The following is a 20662-nucleotide window of genomic DNA, read 5'->3' as shown; positions in this document are numbered from 1 at the left end:
GAGTAGCTCAGTTGGTAGAGCGCAACCTTGCCAAGGTTGAGGTCGAGAGTTCGAGACTCTTCTCCCGCTCCAGTATGAAGAAGGGCAGCCAATGTGGCTGCCCTTTTTGTTTTGTGCCGCCGTCCACGAAAGAATCTGATGAAACAACTGCTCTCCTCCTGCAACACGGAGCGCAGTTCGATTCCTCGATCGGCCGCGAGGCCTTCGGCTTACCGCTAGGCGCGGGGCGGGTCATCCCTGGCTGGGACGAGGGCGTGCAGGGCATGAAGGTCGGCGGCAAGCGCATGCTGATCGTGCCCGCCGGTATGGGCTACGGCGAAAACGGCGCGGGCCCGATCCCGCCGAACGCCACCCTGATCGTCGACGTCGAACTGCTGGACGTGCGCTGAGCCGTTGCGGACATCGTCCCGCCGCTCCGGCAGACAAAAGGGAGGCCATTGTGGCGGCCCTTCCTAAACCATTCCCAATTCTCGGTATTAGTATGCTTAGTTTGTTCGTCAAGCCTTTCTTGCTTGTGGCGGCAAGGCTGGCCGATGGCGGGTGCTATTGTGCGTCTGCACTGTGCCGCAGACGATATTAGTCGCTGTACGATATCACCAGCTGATGCCTGGACATCAATGGCCACGCTTGGTTCGTTCGCAGTTCACGGGGCGCCGCGCGCCTTCAGCGCTTGCCGTCGCGCTGCGCCGGCAAACGGACAACGGCCATGCAAAAGCACAGCCTCTCCGGGGGAAATGGGCTGCGCCCATTCCACATAATGCCGCATTCCGCACGGTCGGCCCAGTCGCTACGCTAAAGCTTCACTTGGTGGGCCGACCGCGCGGAACAGGCGTTATGTCTGGCGCCCCTGCGCGCCTGCCAAGCCATCATGTGCGCCTTGCGGGCGCATCAAGCGGTCAGCCCTACGGCGTAGGCACCTGCGGTGCCCACGGCCGCGCGCTGCCGTTAGTCAGGTTGAACACAAAACCAAAGTCAACACCTAGCAGCAAGGCCGCGCCTTGCTGCCGAGTTTGTGCTATTGCTAGACCCTGGCTCGAATGGTCGAGGCTCTTTCCGATTGCCGGAGCAGAGCCCGTTAGCGCATACGAAAAGTACCGGCAACTCTCCCAGCAACAGGAACATACTTCGGCAACGTTAGGCAAGGAATTTTTCCCGAACCTGTGTTAACCATTGAGTGTAAGTTAGTCCTTCTGAGCTTGGGTCAAAATAACAACCAACTTGGTTGGTCATGATCGACACCAAATCATCTTCCAACAGCGATGCCGCTAAGAGAGCATCGATTTCAACAATTCCAGCTGAGATTTGCGCTCGTGGCTCCGATTCTATAATGGATTGAAGAGCAGCGGTGTCGCTATCGAATTCCTCAGTCCAGTCTTGGTGGAAATAGCAACCCAATAGCTGCCCAAGGGCATCAAGTTTTCTATATGTCATGGTGGAGTGGGGAATCCCGTTAAAATTTTATCACCAGTTGGCATTGATGGATCGCGCACCAGAATCGTTCGAACAGATGCTGCATCGAGCGCTCCTGCTGTCCCACGAGTAAGCGAGATCCCAACTGGACTCGGCAGCGAATAATCCAATCGCAGGCGGTTACTTGAGCCGTTAAGCCAATCTGTAATAATAGTTTTATTTGCATCCAATGTTTGCGATACAGCGATTTCCGCTGCTGCCCGATCATAGAATGAAGATGATCCGCTAATTTTGGGCTCAGCCATCAAACGGTTCATCAGCGCTTGTTCGGATTGTCCCACATGCTTTTCCAAAAGGTGACCACCTACATTTTCGTGCATTTGTAATCCACCACCATCTACGAGTGGGCTAAAGGCCCCATCGAGGGCGGATATCTCTTTTGTGGCAAGTGCTTCTGATACTGAATTCATGCCTGCTTGGCGGAAAGCGGAGAGCGAGCCCAACGTGAGTACAGTCAACCCGGCTTGACCAACAGCGGCCATTCCGTGAGCAGCCGAAGCACCGTAATTACCTTTATTCCATTCCTGTTTGGCCGTGTTGGCACTGTGCACGCCGATCATGCCTTTGCCAAACTCGACCACTGATCCGACAGTGCGGCCAATACGTTCTCCGCTTGGCGTAGGGCCTTCCATTACACTGCGTTCCTCGCCGTTGAAGCCTCGCGAGAAATCGTTGCCCCATTGGCCGGGCGCACTGCTTGATACGCGGAAGTCGTACGCTAGTTTCTCTTCGAGCGTCCATTTAGCATGATTGACTAAAACCTTAGGCAGTGACGGATCTTGGGCTCACGACGCCGATGGTGTGATACTACCCGCGAAAGTGCCGTCGTTCTGCTTCAGGTCGCGGACGTCATTGGCCTCCAGTTGTCCCAGGTAGTCTTTAGTTTGATCTTCGTCGCCGAAGACATAGCTGTTCCTGGTTGGGCCTTCGAACGGATTGTCTTGCCACGCTTTGATATTGTCGCCAAAGCTTTGGCCTGCCGAGGCGGTCGCGGTTACCGAGGTTGTTGGCCGCATGCTGTCAGCCAAGCTGCTCCCCAGCGCATTGCCAAACGCATTTGTAGCTATCTGGTTGTTTTAACTATTTCTATGTTGTCAAGTTGGGCGCCGAATTCATTCATATGCCCTGTAGGCCCTCGTCGGAAGGTGCCAGTCAGAGAAATTGCCTGTAGATTTAAGGATTTTGGAATATCGCCATTAATCCATATACCCATAGAATGTAAAACCTCTCCACGTGTATTTTCATCGTACAACCCCGAGGATTCAGTACTCAAGATAAATAGCCCTTTTACGAGAACTTTTCGGTTGTGATACTTCTGGGGGGTAGAAAGCAGTCTTGCGATCGAGGTTGAGCAGATTTTATAAAAATCCACGCATTCTTCTGGTGTAGAAGGAACGACCTTATCCCGAGCCGTTTCCGACTTTTTGATGGAGTCAGCTCGTTGCCCAAGTGCGTAGACATTAGCATCTAACGATATCATCATTAAAATTAAACCGCTAAAAAGCGTAGCGAAAAGTCGATGATATCGATTTGAGTTTGAGTTTGAATTATTTTGCATACGTTTATTTTTTTATTGACTGAAAATATTTTATTTGTGATTCCTCATATTTTAAGGTCAATGCTTTAAGATCTGGTCCGCGAATGATCCCATGAAGATCGCCCATCAGGCTATCGTTAAAATTATTGTATGGAATAGCTGGGAGAATATAATGATTTGGCATGACTAAATCAAAGTAAGCATCCTTCACGCCAAAGAATGCGTGTCCAAGTTCATGAGCCGGCATCCCTGGTCTTAATCCATCCATGTCGCTATTTAAAAAATATATATTGCCATTGGGTAATGCGTGCTGACGTGTATTCTGAACATCAATGCCATAATTTAGCCGAACGTCAGCATCCCTCTCCACCTGCGTAATTGTGAACTTCACATCGGACTTATAAGTATACCCATCGCTATCTTTATAGGATAAGTTGTCCCATTTGTCCATTCCATCGGCTGCGGCGATGAAGCTGAGGGGGCCATAGATACTGCCTCGGCCAACCAAAGTTAAGGTCCTGTTAATATCATCACGGTTCACAGATATATGCCCTTTGTAAAAGGCTGCCGTTTCTGTAAATTTGTCCATAAAGTCGTGTGGATGCAAACGAAGCTCAGCATTCAACTCAGCATCAGTAGGTGGTTTGATGACTTTTCCATCAGCAGTGCGTTGAGGTTCCAATATTCGCTTTTGTGGGGCCCCGTTCATATCATCAACGGACGGCTCAAGGTCAAGCTTCGCTACCTCGGCGTCATAGTCGTTGGCTTTAACAATACCGGCGGCATTTAAAGCGCTATAATCGACTTCCTTCGGTTTCCACTCAACTGGCGCAATGCTGCTGAAATTGCTGATCGGTCGAGGCGATAGAATCCTACCATCGCCATTGAGGCTGTCGGCCAGGCTGCTACCCAAGGCATTACCAAACGCATCTGTAGCAATCTGTGCCACCGCGATTTTACCCCCGCGCGCGATTGCAGTAGAGAGTCCCGCCGAGAAACCTGACGCTGTGGCTCGTGCCAACTGGGCGGCGCTATCTTGTAACGGTCCAAAAATTTCATTCTTGTTCAGGTACTCACCGACCTGGCTGCCCACCGCCGCACCGATGGCGGAGGCGGCGACGTTGGCCCAACTAAAGCCGTGCTGCAAGCCCGCGATGTTGCCGATACCTTGGCTGACGACATTGGACAACGCAGCCCTGGCCGCCACTGCTCCCCAACTTTGCCCTCCTATAGAGCTCAGCAGTTTATCCGTGCCGCTAAGCTGCGCGACACCGCCTGTAACGCCGCCGGCGACAGCTGCCAAAGCGACACCACTCCAGCTGAATCCGTCCTGAGCGCCGATGGCGATGCCGACGCCCTGGCTGGCGACAGAACCGGCCGCGGCCCCAATGGCGGTGGACAGGACCGGGCCGAGCGAGGCCAACATGCCTGCGGTGAAGTAGGTCACCGCAACGGCCACCACCACCATGAGGATCTTGCCCGCAGTACCGCAGCCGCCGCCATGGCTAGGCGGCGGCAGCGCCGGCGTGGTGTTGCCGACCGCCTCGGACGCGTCGTACGGCTTGAAGGTGGCGTAGTCGTTGTGCAGCGTGTTCACGCGCTCCGGAATGCGCAGGATCTGGCCGGTGGACAGCTTGCTGTCGCTGCTCAGACCGTTGGCGTCGGCGATCAGGTACCACAGCTTGTTGTCGCCCCAGATCGCCTGGGCGACGCTGCGCAGCGTCTCGCTCGGGTTGAGCACGCTGTAGGTGCTCGGCGGCGCGCTCAGCATCGACGAGGTCACGCCGGCATAGGACGAGCCCAGCACGTCGTTGCGGCTGTTGGTCTCCTCGCCGATCACCTGGCCGTTGACGATCAGCGAGAAGTGGTCGCCCGCGCCGTCGTGCTTGGACAGCACGTGGCCGTCGGCGTCGTACCACAGCGAGGTCATCACGGTGGACTTGTCGTTGTCGTAGCTGGTCACCTGGAAGCGGTTGTCGTTGGCGTCATAGTTGCTGGTGTTGGTGGCGCCGTGTTCGACGCTGATACTGGCCTCCTTGGCGCTGTCGGTGTGGTTGTAGCGGATGGTGTACTTGGTGTTGTGGCCGGAACCGGCCGGCCGCACCTCATAGCTGATCAGATTGCCGGCCTTGTCATAGCCATCGCTTCCGATCCAGGTGTTGGAGGTGATGCTGTTGCGGTCCTCGGGGTTGAAGCGGTTGTAGCTGCCGTCCCATTGTTCGAGCAGATGGCCGAGAGCGTCGTTGTAGCCGTAGATGTGGGTGGCGGAGGAACCGCCGGCCGCTTCCACCGCCTTGTCGAGGCCGTCGTAATCGGCGGTGGTCAGGATGCCGGTTTCGGTCAGGCGTCCCATCTTGTCGTAGCGACGGTCGTTGATGGCGATGCCGTCGCGGTTGACGCGCACCAGGCGGTCCACCTGGTCATAGTCATAGGTTTCGGTTACCAGCAGGTGGGCGGCGGTCGCGACGTAGGTGTGGTTGACGTCGTCCTTGGTGATCTTGACGCCGGAGAAGCTGTCGGCCCTGCGGTTGCCGGCGTAGTCGTAGCGCAGCTCGTGGCCGTTGACGCCCATCGCCATGCCGGTTCGGTTGCCGTTGCCGTCCACCGTCACGGCCCAGTTGACCTTCAGCTGGCGGTTCATGACGTCGTAGTCGTTGTAAGTGATCAGATGGCGCGGGACCGACGTCGCCGGCACCCAGACGCTCCCATCGCTGTCGCCCTTTGGTTTCGGATTCGGGCCGGGCTCATAGTGGTCGGGGATGATCTCGATGAAATCGCTGGTCACATAGGTGCGGTTGCCGTTATTGTCGTACTCGTAGCTCAGCGTGTAGTCGGCGTCCTTGATCGAGGCGACCCGGTTCTGCATGTCGTAGGTGATGGTGTTGTCCTGCACCCGCGCTTTGGGAGGGGCGAACGCGGCGCTGTCGTAGACCTGCTTTTCGGTCAGGCGGTTGCCGACGCGGTCATAGGTGTAGCGGGTGGTGACATGGGTGCCCCTGTCGCGCACCTCCGTCAGCAGGCCGTTCTCGTAGACGTAGTCGATGTCCTGCTTGAGCGTGGCGCGTTGTGCATCCTGGTGGATTTTGCGGCCGGCGGCGTCGTATTGGTAGTTGGTCACGGTGCCGCTCATGTCGGTGCTGCTGCTGAGCTGGCCGTGGACGTCGACGTTCCAGCGCATCTTGTAACCCTCGGCGTCGAGCGTGCCGACGCGGTGGTGCAGGGTGTCATAGCTGGAGTAGCTGCGCGCGCCGGCCTCGTTCACGGTGGCGACGACGTTGCCGTCAAAGTCGTAGATTGACTGGGTGACGAAGCCGGCCGCATTGACGCGCACGATGTTGCGCCCCAGTTCGTCGTAGAAGTAGCGCTGTATCAGCTGTTCGGCCGCCAGCTGTTGCACCGGATTGCCGTTGAGCTGGCCGGGGAACGGGGCGGTGTAGTTGACCACGGCCGCCGATGCCGAGCTCAGCATATGGCCCAGGTGGTCGTACGTGTAGCTGGTCTGCAAGGCCGTCTGGCCGTCGCCGCGCTGGGTCGTGACGGACATGCGGTCGCCGAACAGGTTATACGTGTAGCTGACCACGCCGCCATCGGCGTGGGTCTCGGTGATCACGTTGCCGTTGCTGTCGTAGGCCCGGCGGTTGAAGCGGCCGAGGGCGTTGCCGACGAAGTCGCCCGAACGCACCTGCCGGCCCAGGGCGTCGTAGCCGATGGTGCTGAGCGCCACGTTGGCGTCGCCGTCGCGGGCGTTGAGCGACTGGCTGATCTGCTGGTTGTTGAGGTTGTAGCGGTAGTTGACCTTGTAGTTGCGGTCGCGCGCATCCGTCACGCTGAGCACATTGCCCCAGCGGTCGCGGGTGATCGAGGCCGCGTTGCGCATGTCCAGGCTGTCGACGACGCTGTCGTGGCCGAGCAGCACGCCGTCGCTCATGCGGGCGAGCAGGGCCGAGCTTTCGATGCTGGCGTTACGCTGCGCGGCCAGTTGCGAGATGCCGACGAAGGACGCGGTCTCGCCGATAGAGCGCTCCAGGCTGGCGGCAACGTTGATCGCCAGCGCGGTGCGCGCGGCGGTCTTCTCCGGCTCGCTGCCGGCGTAGTTGCTGAGCTCATTGATCAGATCGATCACCAGCCGTTCGCGCTTGACGCCCGTATTGAGCGTGTCGGCGGCGCGGGCGATTTCGTTCAATGCGCCCGGACGTCCGAAGCCGATGGTGTACAGGCGGCTCGCAAACTCATAATTGCTCAGGCTACGGAATTCCTTGGACTCCACCATGTTCCGGACGATTTGTTCGAGCGGCGTCCCGTTACTCAACTGATAGACAGCCGACGTGATGGCGGCCGCTTCCGGCGCACGGTTGAACAGCACCAGGTACAGTTGCGTGATCTGCGTCACGTACTTGGCGGCAGGCGGCATCGCGGCTTGGGCGGCGGCGTCGAAGGTGGTGGCCTCGGCGCGCGCGGCGTCGCTGTTGTCCTGGATGAACTTGGAGAAGGTCAGGGCGGCCTGGTCCGGGCTGCCGGCATTTTGCGCCAGGGCCGACAGCGCGTTAAGGTTGCTTGCCACTTGCGTGTTGAAGGTGACGGAGTCGGCGCCGCCTGCCGACAGATTGCGCACCATCGTCATGACGACCGGGCCGCGCGATTCCGGCGCGCTGGTCAGCGCGTCGCTCAATGTCCGCAAGGTGGCGTTGTCCGGTGCGTGGCCGGTGGCTGCGGTGTAGGCCTTGGTCACGAAGGCGTCGTTACTGATCGTCAGCTTGGGATAGAGATCCTGGTTGCGATTCAGGACCTCGACGGTGATGTCTTCCAGGCTCTTGCCGGCTTTAAGCGAGTTCAGGCCCTGGTTCAATTCCAGGAAGGTCGGGCTGCGTTTCAACAGGGCGGTGTAGACCTCGGTGACTGCGCGCACCTGTTTGGACAAGGGGCTGGCGCCAGCTGCGGCCTGGACCGCATCGGTACGGACCACGTTGGCGCTGGCCAGTGCGCCGCGACCGGCCTCCAGCGACTTGACGGAGCCGATGGCGGATCTCAGTACGGCGGCAGTGTCGGCCACCGTTTTGAAGTCGATCAGCTTGGCGTTGCTGGCCAGGCCGACCGACAGCGCGGCGTCGCGCATGCGGGCCTGGGCAGCGATTGAATCGGCGGCGGTGACGTCGACCGTCGCTGCAGCAGTCTGTACCTGGATGGCGCGGCTGAGCGTGGTGCCGGCAACCTTGGCCACTTCGTTGTAGGACCAGGCGTAGTTGTAGTTAGTATTTGCTGTAGCCGCGTCCGTGCCGGCATTGGTGTACGCCGTCTTCGCCGCATCCTGTTGCCTCGAGATGTCATCTGCAACGGCTTGGCGAACCGCAGGATAGTTATCTATCCGTCGATTGACCTCGGCCATCAACGAGTCGTAGGCGGTATTAAACTCCGTCTGGAAATTGAGACGCTGGGCAATGCCTTTGTAGGGCGGAATCGTCGGCGTGTAAAGTTCTTTCCGCGCTCCAGCCAGGAACTGCCAGGCCTTGTCGACGGAATCGAAGGGAACGCTTACTGTGTTGGCATACCACCAGTTGCCAGTAGGCCAAACCTTCCCAGGGGAGACATCCGGGTCCCGGTGCAGCATCCGGTTATACAGGTACTGGAAGAAGCTGGCGCGCTCCGTGTCATTTTTGACGGAGGGCAGGTTGGCGGACGCGAGTATGTCTTTAAGCAGGGTGTCGCCGGTATTGGTGTCCATAACCACGGGGTAGAACGAGCTGAAATCAGTCGGCATTCCCAGGATGACCATCAATTCCAGCCCGGGCTTGAGGTTGACTGAATTCTTAACCCGGGTGCCGGTATCGGCCAACGACGAGGCGGAGACGACCCGCCAGTCGCCATCGACTGTCAATGCGTTCGCCGCATTCAGCGCTTTGCGCGCTGTCTCCAGTGTTTGATTCGCCTGCTGCTGCAGCCCCCCTTTCGTGCTGAGGTCAGTTGCGGCTCTGGCGGCCTCGGATGCGGCGTTCTGCGCTGCCGTTTGCATGGCATCGCGAACGCGCGCGTCGAACCCGCCTTTAAGACGGTAATCGAGTTCCGTGCTGACAGGCGTATTGACCAGTTCGCGGATGATGCCGACGGCGACGCTGGCGTAGCCCATCGCAGTGCTATTGCTGATCAGTTTGGAAACCCAGCGGTTGCTGTCGGCCCCCGGTTCGCGCCCCCAAACCTGCTGATACATTTGCTTCACGAACGCGACCTTGTCGGTCGGGAATGTCGCTTTCTCCAGCATCTGCCGGGCGATATCGACCGGATCGGTGCCCTGGATGTAGGCGCGGGTCCAGAAGTTGAGCCCACCGACGTCGATGTCGAGCTGGCCCGGCGCGCCCCGGTTGAGGATGCCGACGTAGAAGCGCGACAGCTCCAGCGCCGCCAAGGCTTTGGGGTCGGTGGTGCTGGCGGTGATATCGCTCAAGGCCTTGGCGGCGGTGGCGGCACTGCTGGCTTTGGCGTCGGCATCCTTGGCGATCGCGTAGGCGGATTCGGCCTGTCCAATTTGCGTGCTCAGCCCCTCCAGCACTCTGCTGATGTTGTTGTGGAACTGCGCCTGGGCCAGCTGGATGTCGCGCTTGCCTGCGTAGGTGTCGGCAATCGGATCTTCCAGGAAGGACTTGAGCAGGCCGGCGATGACCTGGGCGCGGTTCTCCGGCAGCGCGGCCGCCGCGGTCCACTTCGCCACACCGTCCGGGTCTTTGGCCGGATCCAGGCCCAGCGCCTGGACATACAGCTGTTTGACAAACTTGCCGGCGTCGTAGCCGGTTGGCGGGGTTTTGTCCATCATCGATTGAATCGCCGCGACGTCGGTCATGCCGTCGCGCATCTGCAGCGACATGGCGGTGATGCCGCCCAGATCCAGCCCGGGCTGGCCCGGCGCGCCGCGCGACAGCACGACGACATACAGCTGCGCCGCGCGCACCAGCGGCGCGACCAGCGCGTTGCCGCTGGCGGCCGCCAGCAGCGTGTTCAAGTTCGCCTGCGCGGCATTGACCTTGCCAAGGCCGTCGGCGCTCGCGGCTGCTTGCGCGGCGGCCGTGGCGGCGGCGGTCGATGCCGCCAGCGCCTCGTTGATCAGCACCTGCACGCCGATCGAGTTGCCGAACGCGATGGCGGCGGAGATGTCGGTGGAGGTGACCTTGGACAGGATGGCGCCGCCCTGGGCCAAGTCATTGCTGCCGAAATTGAGCGCATAGGTGATGCCCACCGCGGCCTTGTTGTTGAGCAGGCTGCGCATGGCTTGTTCGTCGGGCTTGGTGCTGGACGCCACCGCGTTGATGATGTTTAACATCAACTGACCGCGTGTTGTGTTCGCCGCGGCGGGCACCCAGGTGGCCACCGCGCTGGCCAGCGCGGCGCTGCCGGGCTGCAGTCCCAGGCCCATGGTGAACACGCGCGTGACAAAGTCCTTGTCGCTCAAGCTGGACGGGTAGAGTGCGCTGTTCTGGCCTTCGTGACTGAGCATGTCGTTCACGATGTCGAGCATGGTCCCTGGACGGCCGCTCTTGAGCACATTGACCCAGAAGGCATAGCCGCCGGAGTCCGGCGCCCGGTTCAGCACCACGGCATAGACGCGCGCCAGTTGCAGGCGCAGCGTTTCCAGCGGGGTGGCGGCCGTCGCCGCCCGGGTCGCGTCCGCCGCGGCTTGCGCGGCCAGCGCCAGCGCCTGCAACTGCAGCGTGGCCTTGTGCGCCGCGTCGGCCGCGGTGCCGGCGCTGTACATGGCGTCGATCGCGGCCTTGTTGGCGGCAACGATCTGCTCGGTGCTCAGTCCCGGCGACGGCGTGGCGGCGTAGGCCAGGCAGACCGTGACCTTGTCGAACAGCATGGTACGGGCCGCCTGCGCGGCCGCATCGCCGCTATTGTCGTTGGCGACCCGGTTGCACAGGCCGACGATGAAGCTGGCGTGCGCGGCGGTCGGCGGCGTGGCCTGTCCCAGCGCCGCGGTCTCCGTGGACAGTTCCGCCGGCGTCGGCATGCGCCCCAGCAGATTCAGGTAGGCGAGCTGGACCAGTTTTTCATTGTAGCTTGCCGGCGTCAGCGTCGGCGACAGGCCGAGAGCCAGGGCCTCCTTGTCCTGCATCATGCTCAGCGCAATCGATTCCAGCGTCTTGCCGTTGCTGAGGTCGTTGATCCAGTAGTCGAAGCCGCCTTTGTCCGGCGCGCGGCCGAGCAAGGCCAGGTACAGGCGCGCCAGTTGCACGCGCTGGGTTTCCGCCTTGGCCAGGCGGACGCTCTCGGCGATGGCGCCGTCCGGCGTGCTGTCGGCCAGCGTCAGCAGGCGTGCGGCGGCGTCGGCATCGCTGCCGCCGAGCAGCAGATAGTTGGTGACTGCCTTGGTGCGTGCGTCGAGCGCGGTGCCGGCGTCGTCGAGCAGGGCGCGGATCACCTGGCCGCGCGCGGCCGGGGTGGTTGCTTGGTTGAGCTTGCCGGTCCACAGGTCCAGCTTGGCCTGGTAGCCGGCGTCGGACGGCAGTGGCCGGCCGATGGTGGCCAGCATCTGCTGGATGGCGGTGCCGTTGTCGTTGCCGCGGCGGGTGCTGGCCTCGGCGCTGGCAAATATCTCGCCGGCCAGCTGGGACAGCGTGGCGCCCAGATTGTATTTGCCGACCCACCGGTTGAGCGTGGCCGGATCGGGCGCGCGCCCCATCAGCATCAGGTACAGGGCGACGACCTGGCTATTTTTGGCGGTGGTGTCGACCTCGGCGATGTGCATGCTGCCCATGCGGCTTTGATAGCTGCTGCTGCCGACCGGCGTCATCTTGACCTGGTATTCGTAGTCGCCGCTGGCCATGCCGCCGGTGCTGAAGACGGGCGTGCCGTCCAGCCACTGCACGCGGTCGGCGCCGGCCGCGACCCAGGCGCCGTCCGGCTTGAGACGGTATTGCACTTCGATGGTCTTGCCGGCGTCGTCGCGCCGGCCTATGACGATCAGGCTGTCGATCGCGGGGCGGTCGTAGCTGCTCGGTACCTGGACCCAGGCGCCGTTGAACCAGACCAGCACCGTGTTCAATTCGTTGACGGCGCTGGAATCGATCACATTGCCCAGCAAATCGTATTGTGTGTCGGTGCGCAATTGCTGCGCCACATTGCGCGCCGCCATGGCGTTGGCCACGTCCGCCAGTTCGTGCACCCTGGCCTGGTCGGTGGTGGCGCTGCGGATCTGCGCGGTGGCCTGGCCCTGGGCGTTGAACAGGGTGACGGTGTCGACGCCGTCGACGCCGTTGCTGTACCAGGCGCGGCCGGCCTGGTCGTACTTGGTGCTGGTCACCTGCTTCCGCATACCGCTGGCATCGGTGACGTAGGTCCCGATGACTTCGCCGAAGGCGTTGTAGGCGTTGCTCTTGACGACGTTCGGGCGGCTGGTGTTGTCGACCAGGTCGGCCAGCGGCGGCGTTTCCGTTTCCTTGATGCGGCCCAGGCTGTCGTAGCGCGCGATCTGGAACGTGGTTTGGGTGGTGTAGCTGTCGTCGGCATTGCGGGCGCTGACGGTGCGCCACTGCTTGACCGCATGGCCCAGCGCATCGTAGGAGGTGTGGGCGACCGACACCGGCACGCCAGCCGGACGCGGATTGGTTGGACCGAACTGCTCGGGATCGAGCACCTCGACGGCGCGGCCGTCCAGGTTGTAGTGGGTCATCGTGACGCGATTGTAGCCATTGCCGGCGTCGCCGGCAGGCGGTGCGCCTATCCCCGGCGGATTGCCGGTGATGCCGGCGTAATCGATGCGCACGGCGGTATTGCCGAGCAGGTCGAGCTTGAACTCGGTCAACGACGGCGCGGCCGCGGTGATCTCCGCAACGCCCGGCAGCTGCGCCTTGGCGATGGCGATGACGCGGCCCAGCTGGTCGTAGTAGGTGTAGACCTGGCCGCCGAGCGCGTCGACGGCGAGGACCTGGTTGCCCAGGGCGTCATAGTAATACGCGGTCTTGATGTCGCCGGTGACCTCCGCGCCGTCGCGGAAGAATTTCGCGCCGACCTTGGATTGGCTGCTCAGGCGGTTGGCCAGGTCATAGACCGACTTGGTGGTGCGGTTGGTGTCGGACGGCGCGGAGGGCGGCGCGCCGCCGTTGGCGCGGGTGTCGTCCCAGTCGCCGGACTGGCTGTACTCGGTCTGGGTGACGGTGCGGTTGCTGCCATCCCATGCGTAGGCGTAGGTGGTGAAATAGCCGGTGCCGGTGTGGCCGTCGGCGCTGGACGACAGGGCCGACACCTGCGCCTTCAGGTTGCCGCGCAGGTCGTAGAAGTTGCGGGTCTCGCTGGCGAGGGTGAGGCGTTTGCGGTTGCCGGCGGCATCGGCGGCGCTGGCGCCGTAGACCGATTGCGCGCGCACCTGGCCGAAGCGGTCGAACGCGGTGTCGGTGGTCTTGGCGGCGCGGATGTAGGGGCCGGTCTTGCTGAGCTGGTCGTAGACGTCGGTGAGCGGCTCGCTCGACCTGATGACGCGGCCGAGCAGGTCATAGTTTGTGCTCAGCGTGCGGTCGTTGTTGGGATCGGCCTGCACGCGGCGGGCAAAGTCCTTGGCGCCCAGCTGGTCCGGCGTCGGCGTGCCGGCCTGCGCGGGCGTGTTGTAGCGTGTCAGGTCGGTGACTTCGCCGAAACTGTTGCGCGCATAGCCGGTGACATAGCCCATGGCGTCGATGTCGTAGCGGACCTGGCCGTGCTGGTCGTAGACCTTGTAGCTGATGTTGCCGGCCGCGTCCTGGTTGGAGACGGCGTCGCCAAAGGCGTTGTAGCGCACGGTGGTGACACGGTCGCCGGAGTCCTTTTCAAACGCATTCGCCGTGCCGGCGGTGGATTTGGGATCGGCGGCCTCGTCGTACACCTTGATCCCCGACAGTATGGTCAGCGTCTGGCGTCCCGCCAGGTCGTAGCGATAGGTGGTGGTACGCTCCTGGCTGCTGCCGCTGGCTTCGGTGCGGGACAAAAGGTTGCCAAACATGTCGTATTCGAACATGGTGATCAGCGCCTGCTGCGGCAGTGCTGTCCACGCGCCCATGGCGACGGCGAAGTCGGCGACGTAGTTGGCTACCTGCGGGCTGGTCTCGCTGACCATGTGGCCGGCGGCGTCGTATTCATACGTCCAGGTGTTGTTGGCCTTGTTGATGAAGGTGAGCTTGCGGCCTTGGCCGTCGTAGGTGTACCGCTCCGTATTGTTCAGCGGGTCGGTCGAGCTCAGCAGATTACCGGTGGCATCGTAGGTATAGCTGTGGACAGCGACAGACTTGTTTTGGCGGTTGGCTTCCGCGGTCAGCGCGTCCGGGGTGAGCGGGTCGGCGAAGGCGGCCGCCGGCGGCGCCAGGTACTCTCTGGTGGAACTGACCTGGCCCAAGGTGTTGTAGACGGTCTCCTTCAGGTAGCCGGCGGCATCGACGGTGTAGCGCAGGCGGCCTTGCTGGTCGTAGCTGTAGCGGGTCAGGCGGTCCACGCCCGGCGTCAGCACCAGCAGGTTCTTGATGTCGGCGGTCTGCGGCGTCAGCGTGGCGAGCTGGTCCGGCTTCAGGGCGGCGGCATACTGCAGGGTTGCCGCCAAATTGCCGTGGGCGTCATAGCGCTGTTCGGTGACCTGGCCCAGCGCGTCGATGCTGTAGACCGGACGGTTGTCCAGATCGTAAATGGTGCGGGTGATGCGATCCGCCGGCTGCGGCGCAGGGTTGTAGGTGGCGGTGACGGTGTTCGGCGCGGCGACGGGTGTATTGTAAGCGGTGCGTTGAGTAACGTTGCCGCGCGCGTCGTAATCGAGACGGGTGACGGCACCGGTGGCGTCGATCGTTAACTGCACACGATTGAGGGCGTCGTAGCGGTAGCTGGTGGTGCGGTCGTTGTCGGCAACGGCCACCGGGGCCATTGCGGGATAGGTGCCGGGCGAGGCGGTGACTTGCGGCGTGGCGTATTGGGTGAGCGAGCTGAGATTGCCGGCGGCGTCGTAGCTGCGGCTGCTGACGGCCCATTGTACGTGACCGTCGTTGTTGTTCTGCGCGACGGCCACGGTCTTGATTCGGTTGGCACTATCATACGTATAGTAGGTGACGGCATCGTCAGCGGAGGCCGCAACAAACCTGAGCAATTGGGTACCGTTACCCGCCGGACCAAGGTACGGTCTGGCGTATGCAGTAGTGGCTGAGAGGTTGCCCAACGCGTCGTACGTGTTGCTCACTACAGACCAGCAGTACCGAGGTGTGCTTTTGCTGGGAAAGCTGAACTGGGTGGAGGCGGTTGAGGCCAATCGGTTGGCGCTGTCATAGGCATAGAGGGTGAGGCTGTCGGACGCGCTGACGGCCGGGTAGGCCAGCGCCGGCGCGCCGCCCGCCGCCGACAGCGGCGTGGCGTAGGCAGTACGCATGATCAGGTTGCCGTTGCCGTCGTAGTCTCGCTTTGTCACCGACCATTGCACCTTGCCGTCGGCGGCCAGGCCTTCGGCGCGCATCTCGGCGGCCAGCAGCCCGCGCGCGTCGTAGAAGTAGCGCTGGTGGCTGTCATGGGCCGCGTCCGGCGCGACCAGCGCCATTGCCGCGTTCAGGTCGGCCACGGTAAAGCTGACCGGCTTGGCGTAGGTGATGCGGTCGGTCAGTTGGCCCAGCGCGTTGTAGGTGTAGGCCGTCAGGGCGCCGCCGGAGGTGAGCGAGGCTGTCAGGCGGCCGTCGAGGTCGTAGAAGTTGCGGCCGCCCGGATTGGCGGCCGGCGCCGACACATTGCCGTTCGGGACGTTCTGCTGTTCGGTGGCGTCGACCCGGCCGAAGGCGTCGTAGTGCACCGTGCTGCGGTTGCCGAGGGCGTCGACGACGGCGCTCTGGCGGCCGTTGTGGTCGTATTCGTAGCGGGTCACGCTGTCGAGCGCGCCGACGGCCAGCTGGCCGGCGATGGCGTCGATGTTGGCGTCGTTCTGGCCGCCGCCCAGGGTGGCCAGCGTGGCGGCGTCGATGCGGGTGCCGTAGCTGGTCTTGCTCTTGAGCTGGTTGAAGCCGTTGTACGCCAGCGCGGTGACTTCGCCGGCGGCGTTGATCGTGTAGCTGAGGTTGCCCTGGCCGTCGTAGTAATAGCGGCTCTGGTTGCCCAGCTGGTCGGTGGCGGTCAGGCGCAGGCCGTTTTCGTTGTAGGTGTAGCGGGTGCCGTAGCGCAGCCAGATGCCGTCGACGTCCTCCGGCTTGGCGGAGGCCAGCGCGGCCACGCCCTCGGCGTTCAGCTCGCCGATCAGGCGGCCCTGCAGGTCGTAGCGCTCGGCCTGGGCGCGGGTGGTGCCGGTGCCGACGCGGGTCTCGATCAGCTTGCCCAGCTTGTCATAGGTGTAGCGGGTGACGATGCCGCCGGGCGCGGTTTCGGTCTCGAGCTGGTTGCGGGCGGTGTAGGTGTAGCTGGTCACCAGGTCGCTGGGGCCGGCGGCGTAGCCCAGGTCGGACATGCGGGCGCCGCCCGGCGCGGTGACGGCCACCGCGTAGTGGCGGCGGCTGAGGAGGTTGCCGTTGGCGTCGTACTTCAGTTCGGTCAGGTAGTTGCCGTTGTCCAGCGTGCCGGCCAGCTGGTCCTTGGCATTGTAGAAGTAGCGCTGGTGCGACGCGACGGCGCCGGCGCCGGCGATGATGGCGCTCGCGGCCGGCGCCTGGCTCAAGTAGGCGGCGGTCAGCTGGGTGGCGTAGTTCAGCGTTTCGATCAACCGGCCGAGGGCGTCGTAGCGGTGCTCGGTGACATAGCCGGCCGGATCGATCTCCAGCTGCAGCTTGCCGTCGGCGGTGTAGAAGTTGCGGCTGACCTGATCGTCCGCCGTCGGCGCATCGGCGAGCGTGGCGGGCACATACACATTGGCCAGCTTGCTGATATCGTAGGCGCGGCGGATCTGTTGCGTCACCCGTCCAGCCTGGTCGTAGACGTAGACGGTCAGCAGGCCGCTGGCGTCGACGGACTTCGACAGGCGGCCGGCGTCGTCGTACAGGTTCCAGCTGCTGCGGTTGTCGGCGTCGTTGTCGGCCACATGCAGGTCGGCCAGGCTCACGCGCGGCCAGTTGCCGTTGACCTGCGCCAGCTGGTTCAGCTGGGCCGGCGTCAGCGGCCTGGCGTACTGGATGGTGCGGCTGACCTGGCCGTCGGCGTTGTAGAAATACGCGGTCAGGTCGCCGTTGGCGTCGACCTTGGCGGTCTGGCGGCCGGCGTCGTCGTACAGGAAGTACATGGCGGCGCCGTTCGGCGCGGCGGTGCGGCGCAGCTGGCCGTCGTTGTCGTAGCTGTTGGTGGCGATGCTGAGCACATGGCCATCCTTGTCCAGCTGCGAGACGCTGGTGGCGTGGCCGGCGCGGTCGTAGGTGGTCTTGGTGACCAGGCCGTTCGACAGCGTGACGCTGCGGCTGCCGCCGACATCGTCGTAGGCGGTGACCGTGGTGTTGTTGGCGGCGTCGGCCGCCGAGATCAAACGGCCCAGGCCGTCATAGGCGAACAGAGTGCTGGTCTGGGTCTTGCCGTCGATGGTTTGCAGCAGCTGGCCATGTTGATCGTAGACGTATTGCGTTGTAAAGACCTCCGTGGCAGGCGTTGCCGGCGAGTTGCGCGTGTAGGCATAGGTGCTGATTTTGTTGACCAAGCCGCGTGCGTCATAGCCATAGTCGGTTCTGTTGGCCGCCGAAGCGTCCGCCGTGAGGTTCTTACTCCAGTCGATCAACTGCGCTTCTGTGAGCGGCTTGTCGGTTTCCTTGGCGCCTACGATCGACGGGAATACGCTCGCGCTGTACTCAATCTTGTTGGCGCGAAGTCCGTTGGCGTCGTATTGGTATTCGGTCACATGGCTTTGCGGCGTGACGATAAACCGGAGGTTGTTACGCGCGTCGTAGACATATTCGGTGATCAGCGGAAGTTGCGAAGACGTGCCGGATGGCCATATGGACTCCTTCAACAGCCGGTTGGTGGCCAGGTCATATCTGCGCGTAATGGTGTCGCCGGCTTGGTTGGTCTCCCGGGTGCGGTTGCCGTTGGCGTCGTATTCGTAGGTGGTCTTCTTGCCGCGCGCATCGGTCACGCTGAGCACGTTGCCGTTGGCGTCGTAGGCGAAGGTCGTAAGCTGGCCGGGCACGACGGCGCCATTGAGCAGCGTGGCCGGCGCGGTCACGGTCAACAGCTGGCCGGCCGCGTCATAGGTGTAGACGGTGTTGTTGCCGAGCGGGTCGGTCACCGTGGTCTGCTGGTTGGCGTAGGCGTAGCGGGTGACCTGGCCCAGGCCGTCGGTGACGGTGTCGATCTTCCAGTCGCCGCCCACCTGCTTGTAGCCGAACGCCAGGCGGGTGCCGTCGCTCTGGGTCACGCTGGCCACTTCGTTGGTGTTGTCGAGGTAGGTGTAGGTGGTGGCGTAGAGCTTGCCGTCGGCGATGCTGTTGTCGTCCGGCGTGAGGTCGGTGCTGACCTGGATCAGGCGGTTCAGGGCGTCGTAGCTGTAGTGGACGCGGGTGCTGGTGACGCCGGCGCGGTCGGTGACGCGGATCTGGCTCAGGTTGCCGTTGACGTAGTCGAAGCGGGTCACGTCGCCGGAGGCGTCGGTGACCTGGCTGAGCAGGCCGCTGCCGTCGTACTGGTAGCTGATGCGAGCGCCCATCTGGTCGCCGCTGGACTGGATGCGGCCGCCGGCGGCCAGGGTGCCGTAGTTTTCGTAGAGGCCGGCCATGTCGGCGCGGTCGGCGGTCCAGACCCACTCCTGGCTGGCGTTCAGGCTCAGGTGGTTGTAGCCGCCGCCGCCGTCGGTGCTGAGGTATTGTGCGCGGGCCGCGTCGTAGCGGTACAGCTCGCGGCTGCCGTCGTTGTTGATGCGGGTGATGGTGCTGCCGGCGGTGTTGACGGTGCCGGTCAGGTCGGTCAGTTGCTTGAGCGGGCCCATGCGCCAGCCGGAACGGTTGCCGTCGATGTAGCCGCCTTGCGAATTGTAGGTGCGGGTCAGCGAAAGATTGGTGCCGAGTGCGGCGATGAAATCATCCTGGTCCTGCAACACCAGGTTGCCGCTGGCGGCGTTGACATACGCGCCTTCCTTGTTGTTGCCCAGGTTGGGATTGCCGAACACGCCCGCCTGGCCCAAGGTGGCGGCGGAGCCCGTGGATAAACCAAAACCGTTGCCGCTGACAATAGCTACCATTTTTCTCTTCTTCGCATGAGGTTAGTCTGTCGATGCCCACGTTCAGGCACCATCTGGACAAGGTATCCAGCGATCCGGAGAAAAATTTAGCGCTACGGTAATTATTTTTTCGCATCAGACTTTCTGCGCGGGCGCCGCCCCACGCCGCCGGTGGTAATTGGTGACTTTTTGGACAATATTGCCAATTAGAATAGAGATCCTATTCATCACCTGGAATCTTTGTTATGAAACGATATTGGAAATACGCGGCAGCGACGGCGCTGGTGCTGAGCTCTGCCGGCGCGCTGGCGCAAGGCACGCACCGGGGCGACGCAGTGCTGGCCTCCACCTACGGCGTCAAATGCGACGGCGTCAACGACGACACCGCCGCGATCAACAGCGCGCTGGCGGCCACGTCGGGCCGGCAGCTGCAGTTCCCGGCCGGCACCTGCCTGTACGCGGGCGGCGGCATGCTGATGGAGGGCACCGTGATGGTCGGCGCCGGCCGCGACGCCACCGTGATCCGCGCGACCACGCCGTCGGCCGTGCTGTTCAACGCCTTCGGCACCGGGGCCGGCATCCGCGGCTTCAAGTTCAACGCGGCCGTGCCGCAGACCGGCGGCAGCTATGTGGTGCTGGCCGGGCAGGAGTCGTTCATCGACGACTTCTACATGGACGGCGACTATAACGGCATCCTGATGACCGGCAGCGTCGCGCGCATCCGCCACGGCCGCTTCCAGAACGGCGCGGTCGACGCGATCCGCATCCGCGCCGAAGGCGGCGACAACAGCCAGATGATCGACGACGTGCTGATGGGCGCGCAGCAGCCGCAGGTGTCGCACGCCGGCATTCGCGTGCGCAATTCGGCGGCGCTGATCATCAGCAATACCTCGGTGATCCAGCAGGGCACCGGCTTGCTGGTCGATCCGTACGTCGACAGCGGCGGCGGCGCCACCGACGCGGGCAGCGTCTACAGCCTGTGGGTGCACCACTGCTTCTTCGACAATTCCGGCAATAACGGCATCCGCATCGCGCCCACCGGCAGCGCCAGTGTCGTGCGTTCGCGCTTCGACAGCATCTGGGCCAGCTCGTCGAGCGGCGACGGCGTGTACGTGGTCAACAGCGGCACCGGCATGGTGTCGGGCATCCACTTCACGTCGCCGCACCTGATGCTCAACGGTGGTTCGGGCATCACCACCGGCGGCGCGGTCAGCGACCTGGCGATCAGCGGCGGCGAGCTGGGCGGCAATCGCTACGGCGCCTGGTTCAACTCCGGCCTGAACGGCGTGCGCATCACCGACGCCACCATCGGCACCGGCGGCGGCGTCAACGGCAATAGCGGCGCGGGCGTGGTGATCAGCCGGGGCGTGGACTATGTGATCCTGTCCGGCAACGACGTGCGCGGCAACGGCGCGGCGCTGGTCAACGACGCGGCCGGCACCAACCAGCTGTTCAAGAACAACTTCGGCATCGGCAACGTCGGGCCGTAGTCGTCGCGCGAGCGGTGCTCAACGCTTGGCAGTCTGCGTTGAGCACTCTGGCGCCGAGAAGCTCGTTGT

At 62.8% G+C, this 20662-nt stretch carries 7 protein-coding genes; 2 read left to right on the top strand and 5 right to left on the bottom strand.

The genetic code is table 11. From position 1 onward, the window contains the following. The first annotated feature begins 74 nt into the window (after nt 1–74). Nucleotides 75–389 (top strand): FKBP-type peptidyl-prolyl cis-trans isomerase, encoded by a 315-nt coding sequence (locus tag AC07WS_RS29415; RefSeq protein ID WP_494732480.1) that lies wholly within the window; start codon nt 75–77, stop codon nt 387–389. 745 nt (nt 390–1134) lie between these two features. On the opposite strand, the gene AC07WS_RS29410 is transcribed toward AC07WS_RS29415, so the two are convergent. The 5 genes from AC07WS_RS29410 to AC07WS_RS29390 all read right to left on the bottom strand — a co-directional run bounded on the left by AC07WS_RS29410 (nt 1135) and on the right by AC07WS_RS29390 (nt 19124). Continuing rightward, nucleotides 1135–1431 (bottom strand): contact-dependent growth inhibition system immunity protein, encoded by a 297-nt coding sequence (locus AC07WS_RS29410; protein WP_494732479.1) that lies wholly within the window; start codon nt 1429–1431, stop codon nt 1135–1137. Then, nucleotides 1428–2102, bottom strand: a complete 675-nt coding sequence (locus AC07WS_RS29405; RefSeq protein WP_494732478.1) for an RNase A-like domain-containing protein — start codon at nt 2100–2102, stop codon at nt 1428–1430. Before AC07WS_RS29405 ends, AC07WS_RS29410 begins: the two co-directional genes overlap by 4 nt. A gap of 153 nt (nt 2103–2255) precedes the next feature. Then, entirely contained in the window at nt 2256–2498 is a 243-nt protein-coding gene (locus AC07WS_RS29400; RefSeq protein ID WP_494732477.1) for a hypothetical protein, read from the bottom strand. A 35-nt stretch (nt 2499–2533) separates the two neighbouring features. Then, entirely contained in the window at nt 2534–3028 is a 495-nt protein-coding gene (locus AC07WS_RS29395; RefSeq protein WP_494732476.1) for a hypothetical protein, read from the bottom strand. A 4-nt stretch (nt 3029–3032) separates the two neighbouring features. After that, nucleotides 3033–19124 (bottom strand): DUF4214 domain-containing protein, encoded by a 16092-nt coding sequence (locus tag AC07WS_RS29390; protein WP_494732475.1) that lies wholly within the window; start codon nt 19122–19124, stop codon nt 3033–3035. A 224-nt stretch (nt 19125–19348) separates the two neighbouring features. On the opposite strand from AC07WS_RS29390, the gene AC07WS_RS29385 reads away from it, so the two are divergent. After that, entirely contained in the window at nt 19349–20593 is a 1245-nt protein-coding gene (locus AC07WS_RS29385; protein ID WP_494732474.1) for a right-handed parallel beta-helix repeat-containing protein, read from the top strand. Nucleotides 20594–20662 lie beyond the last annotated feature (69 nt).

Source organism: Duganella sp. GW821-FHT01E12 (assembly GCF_059422325.1).
The sequence above is the reverse complement of the archived record's forward strand: the minus strand, read 5'-3'. Positions and strand labels throughout refer to the sequence as shown.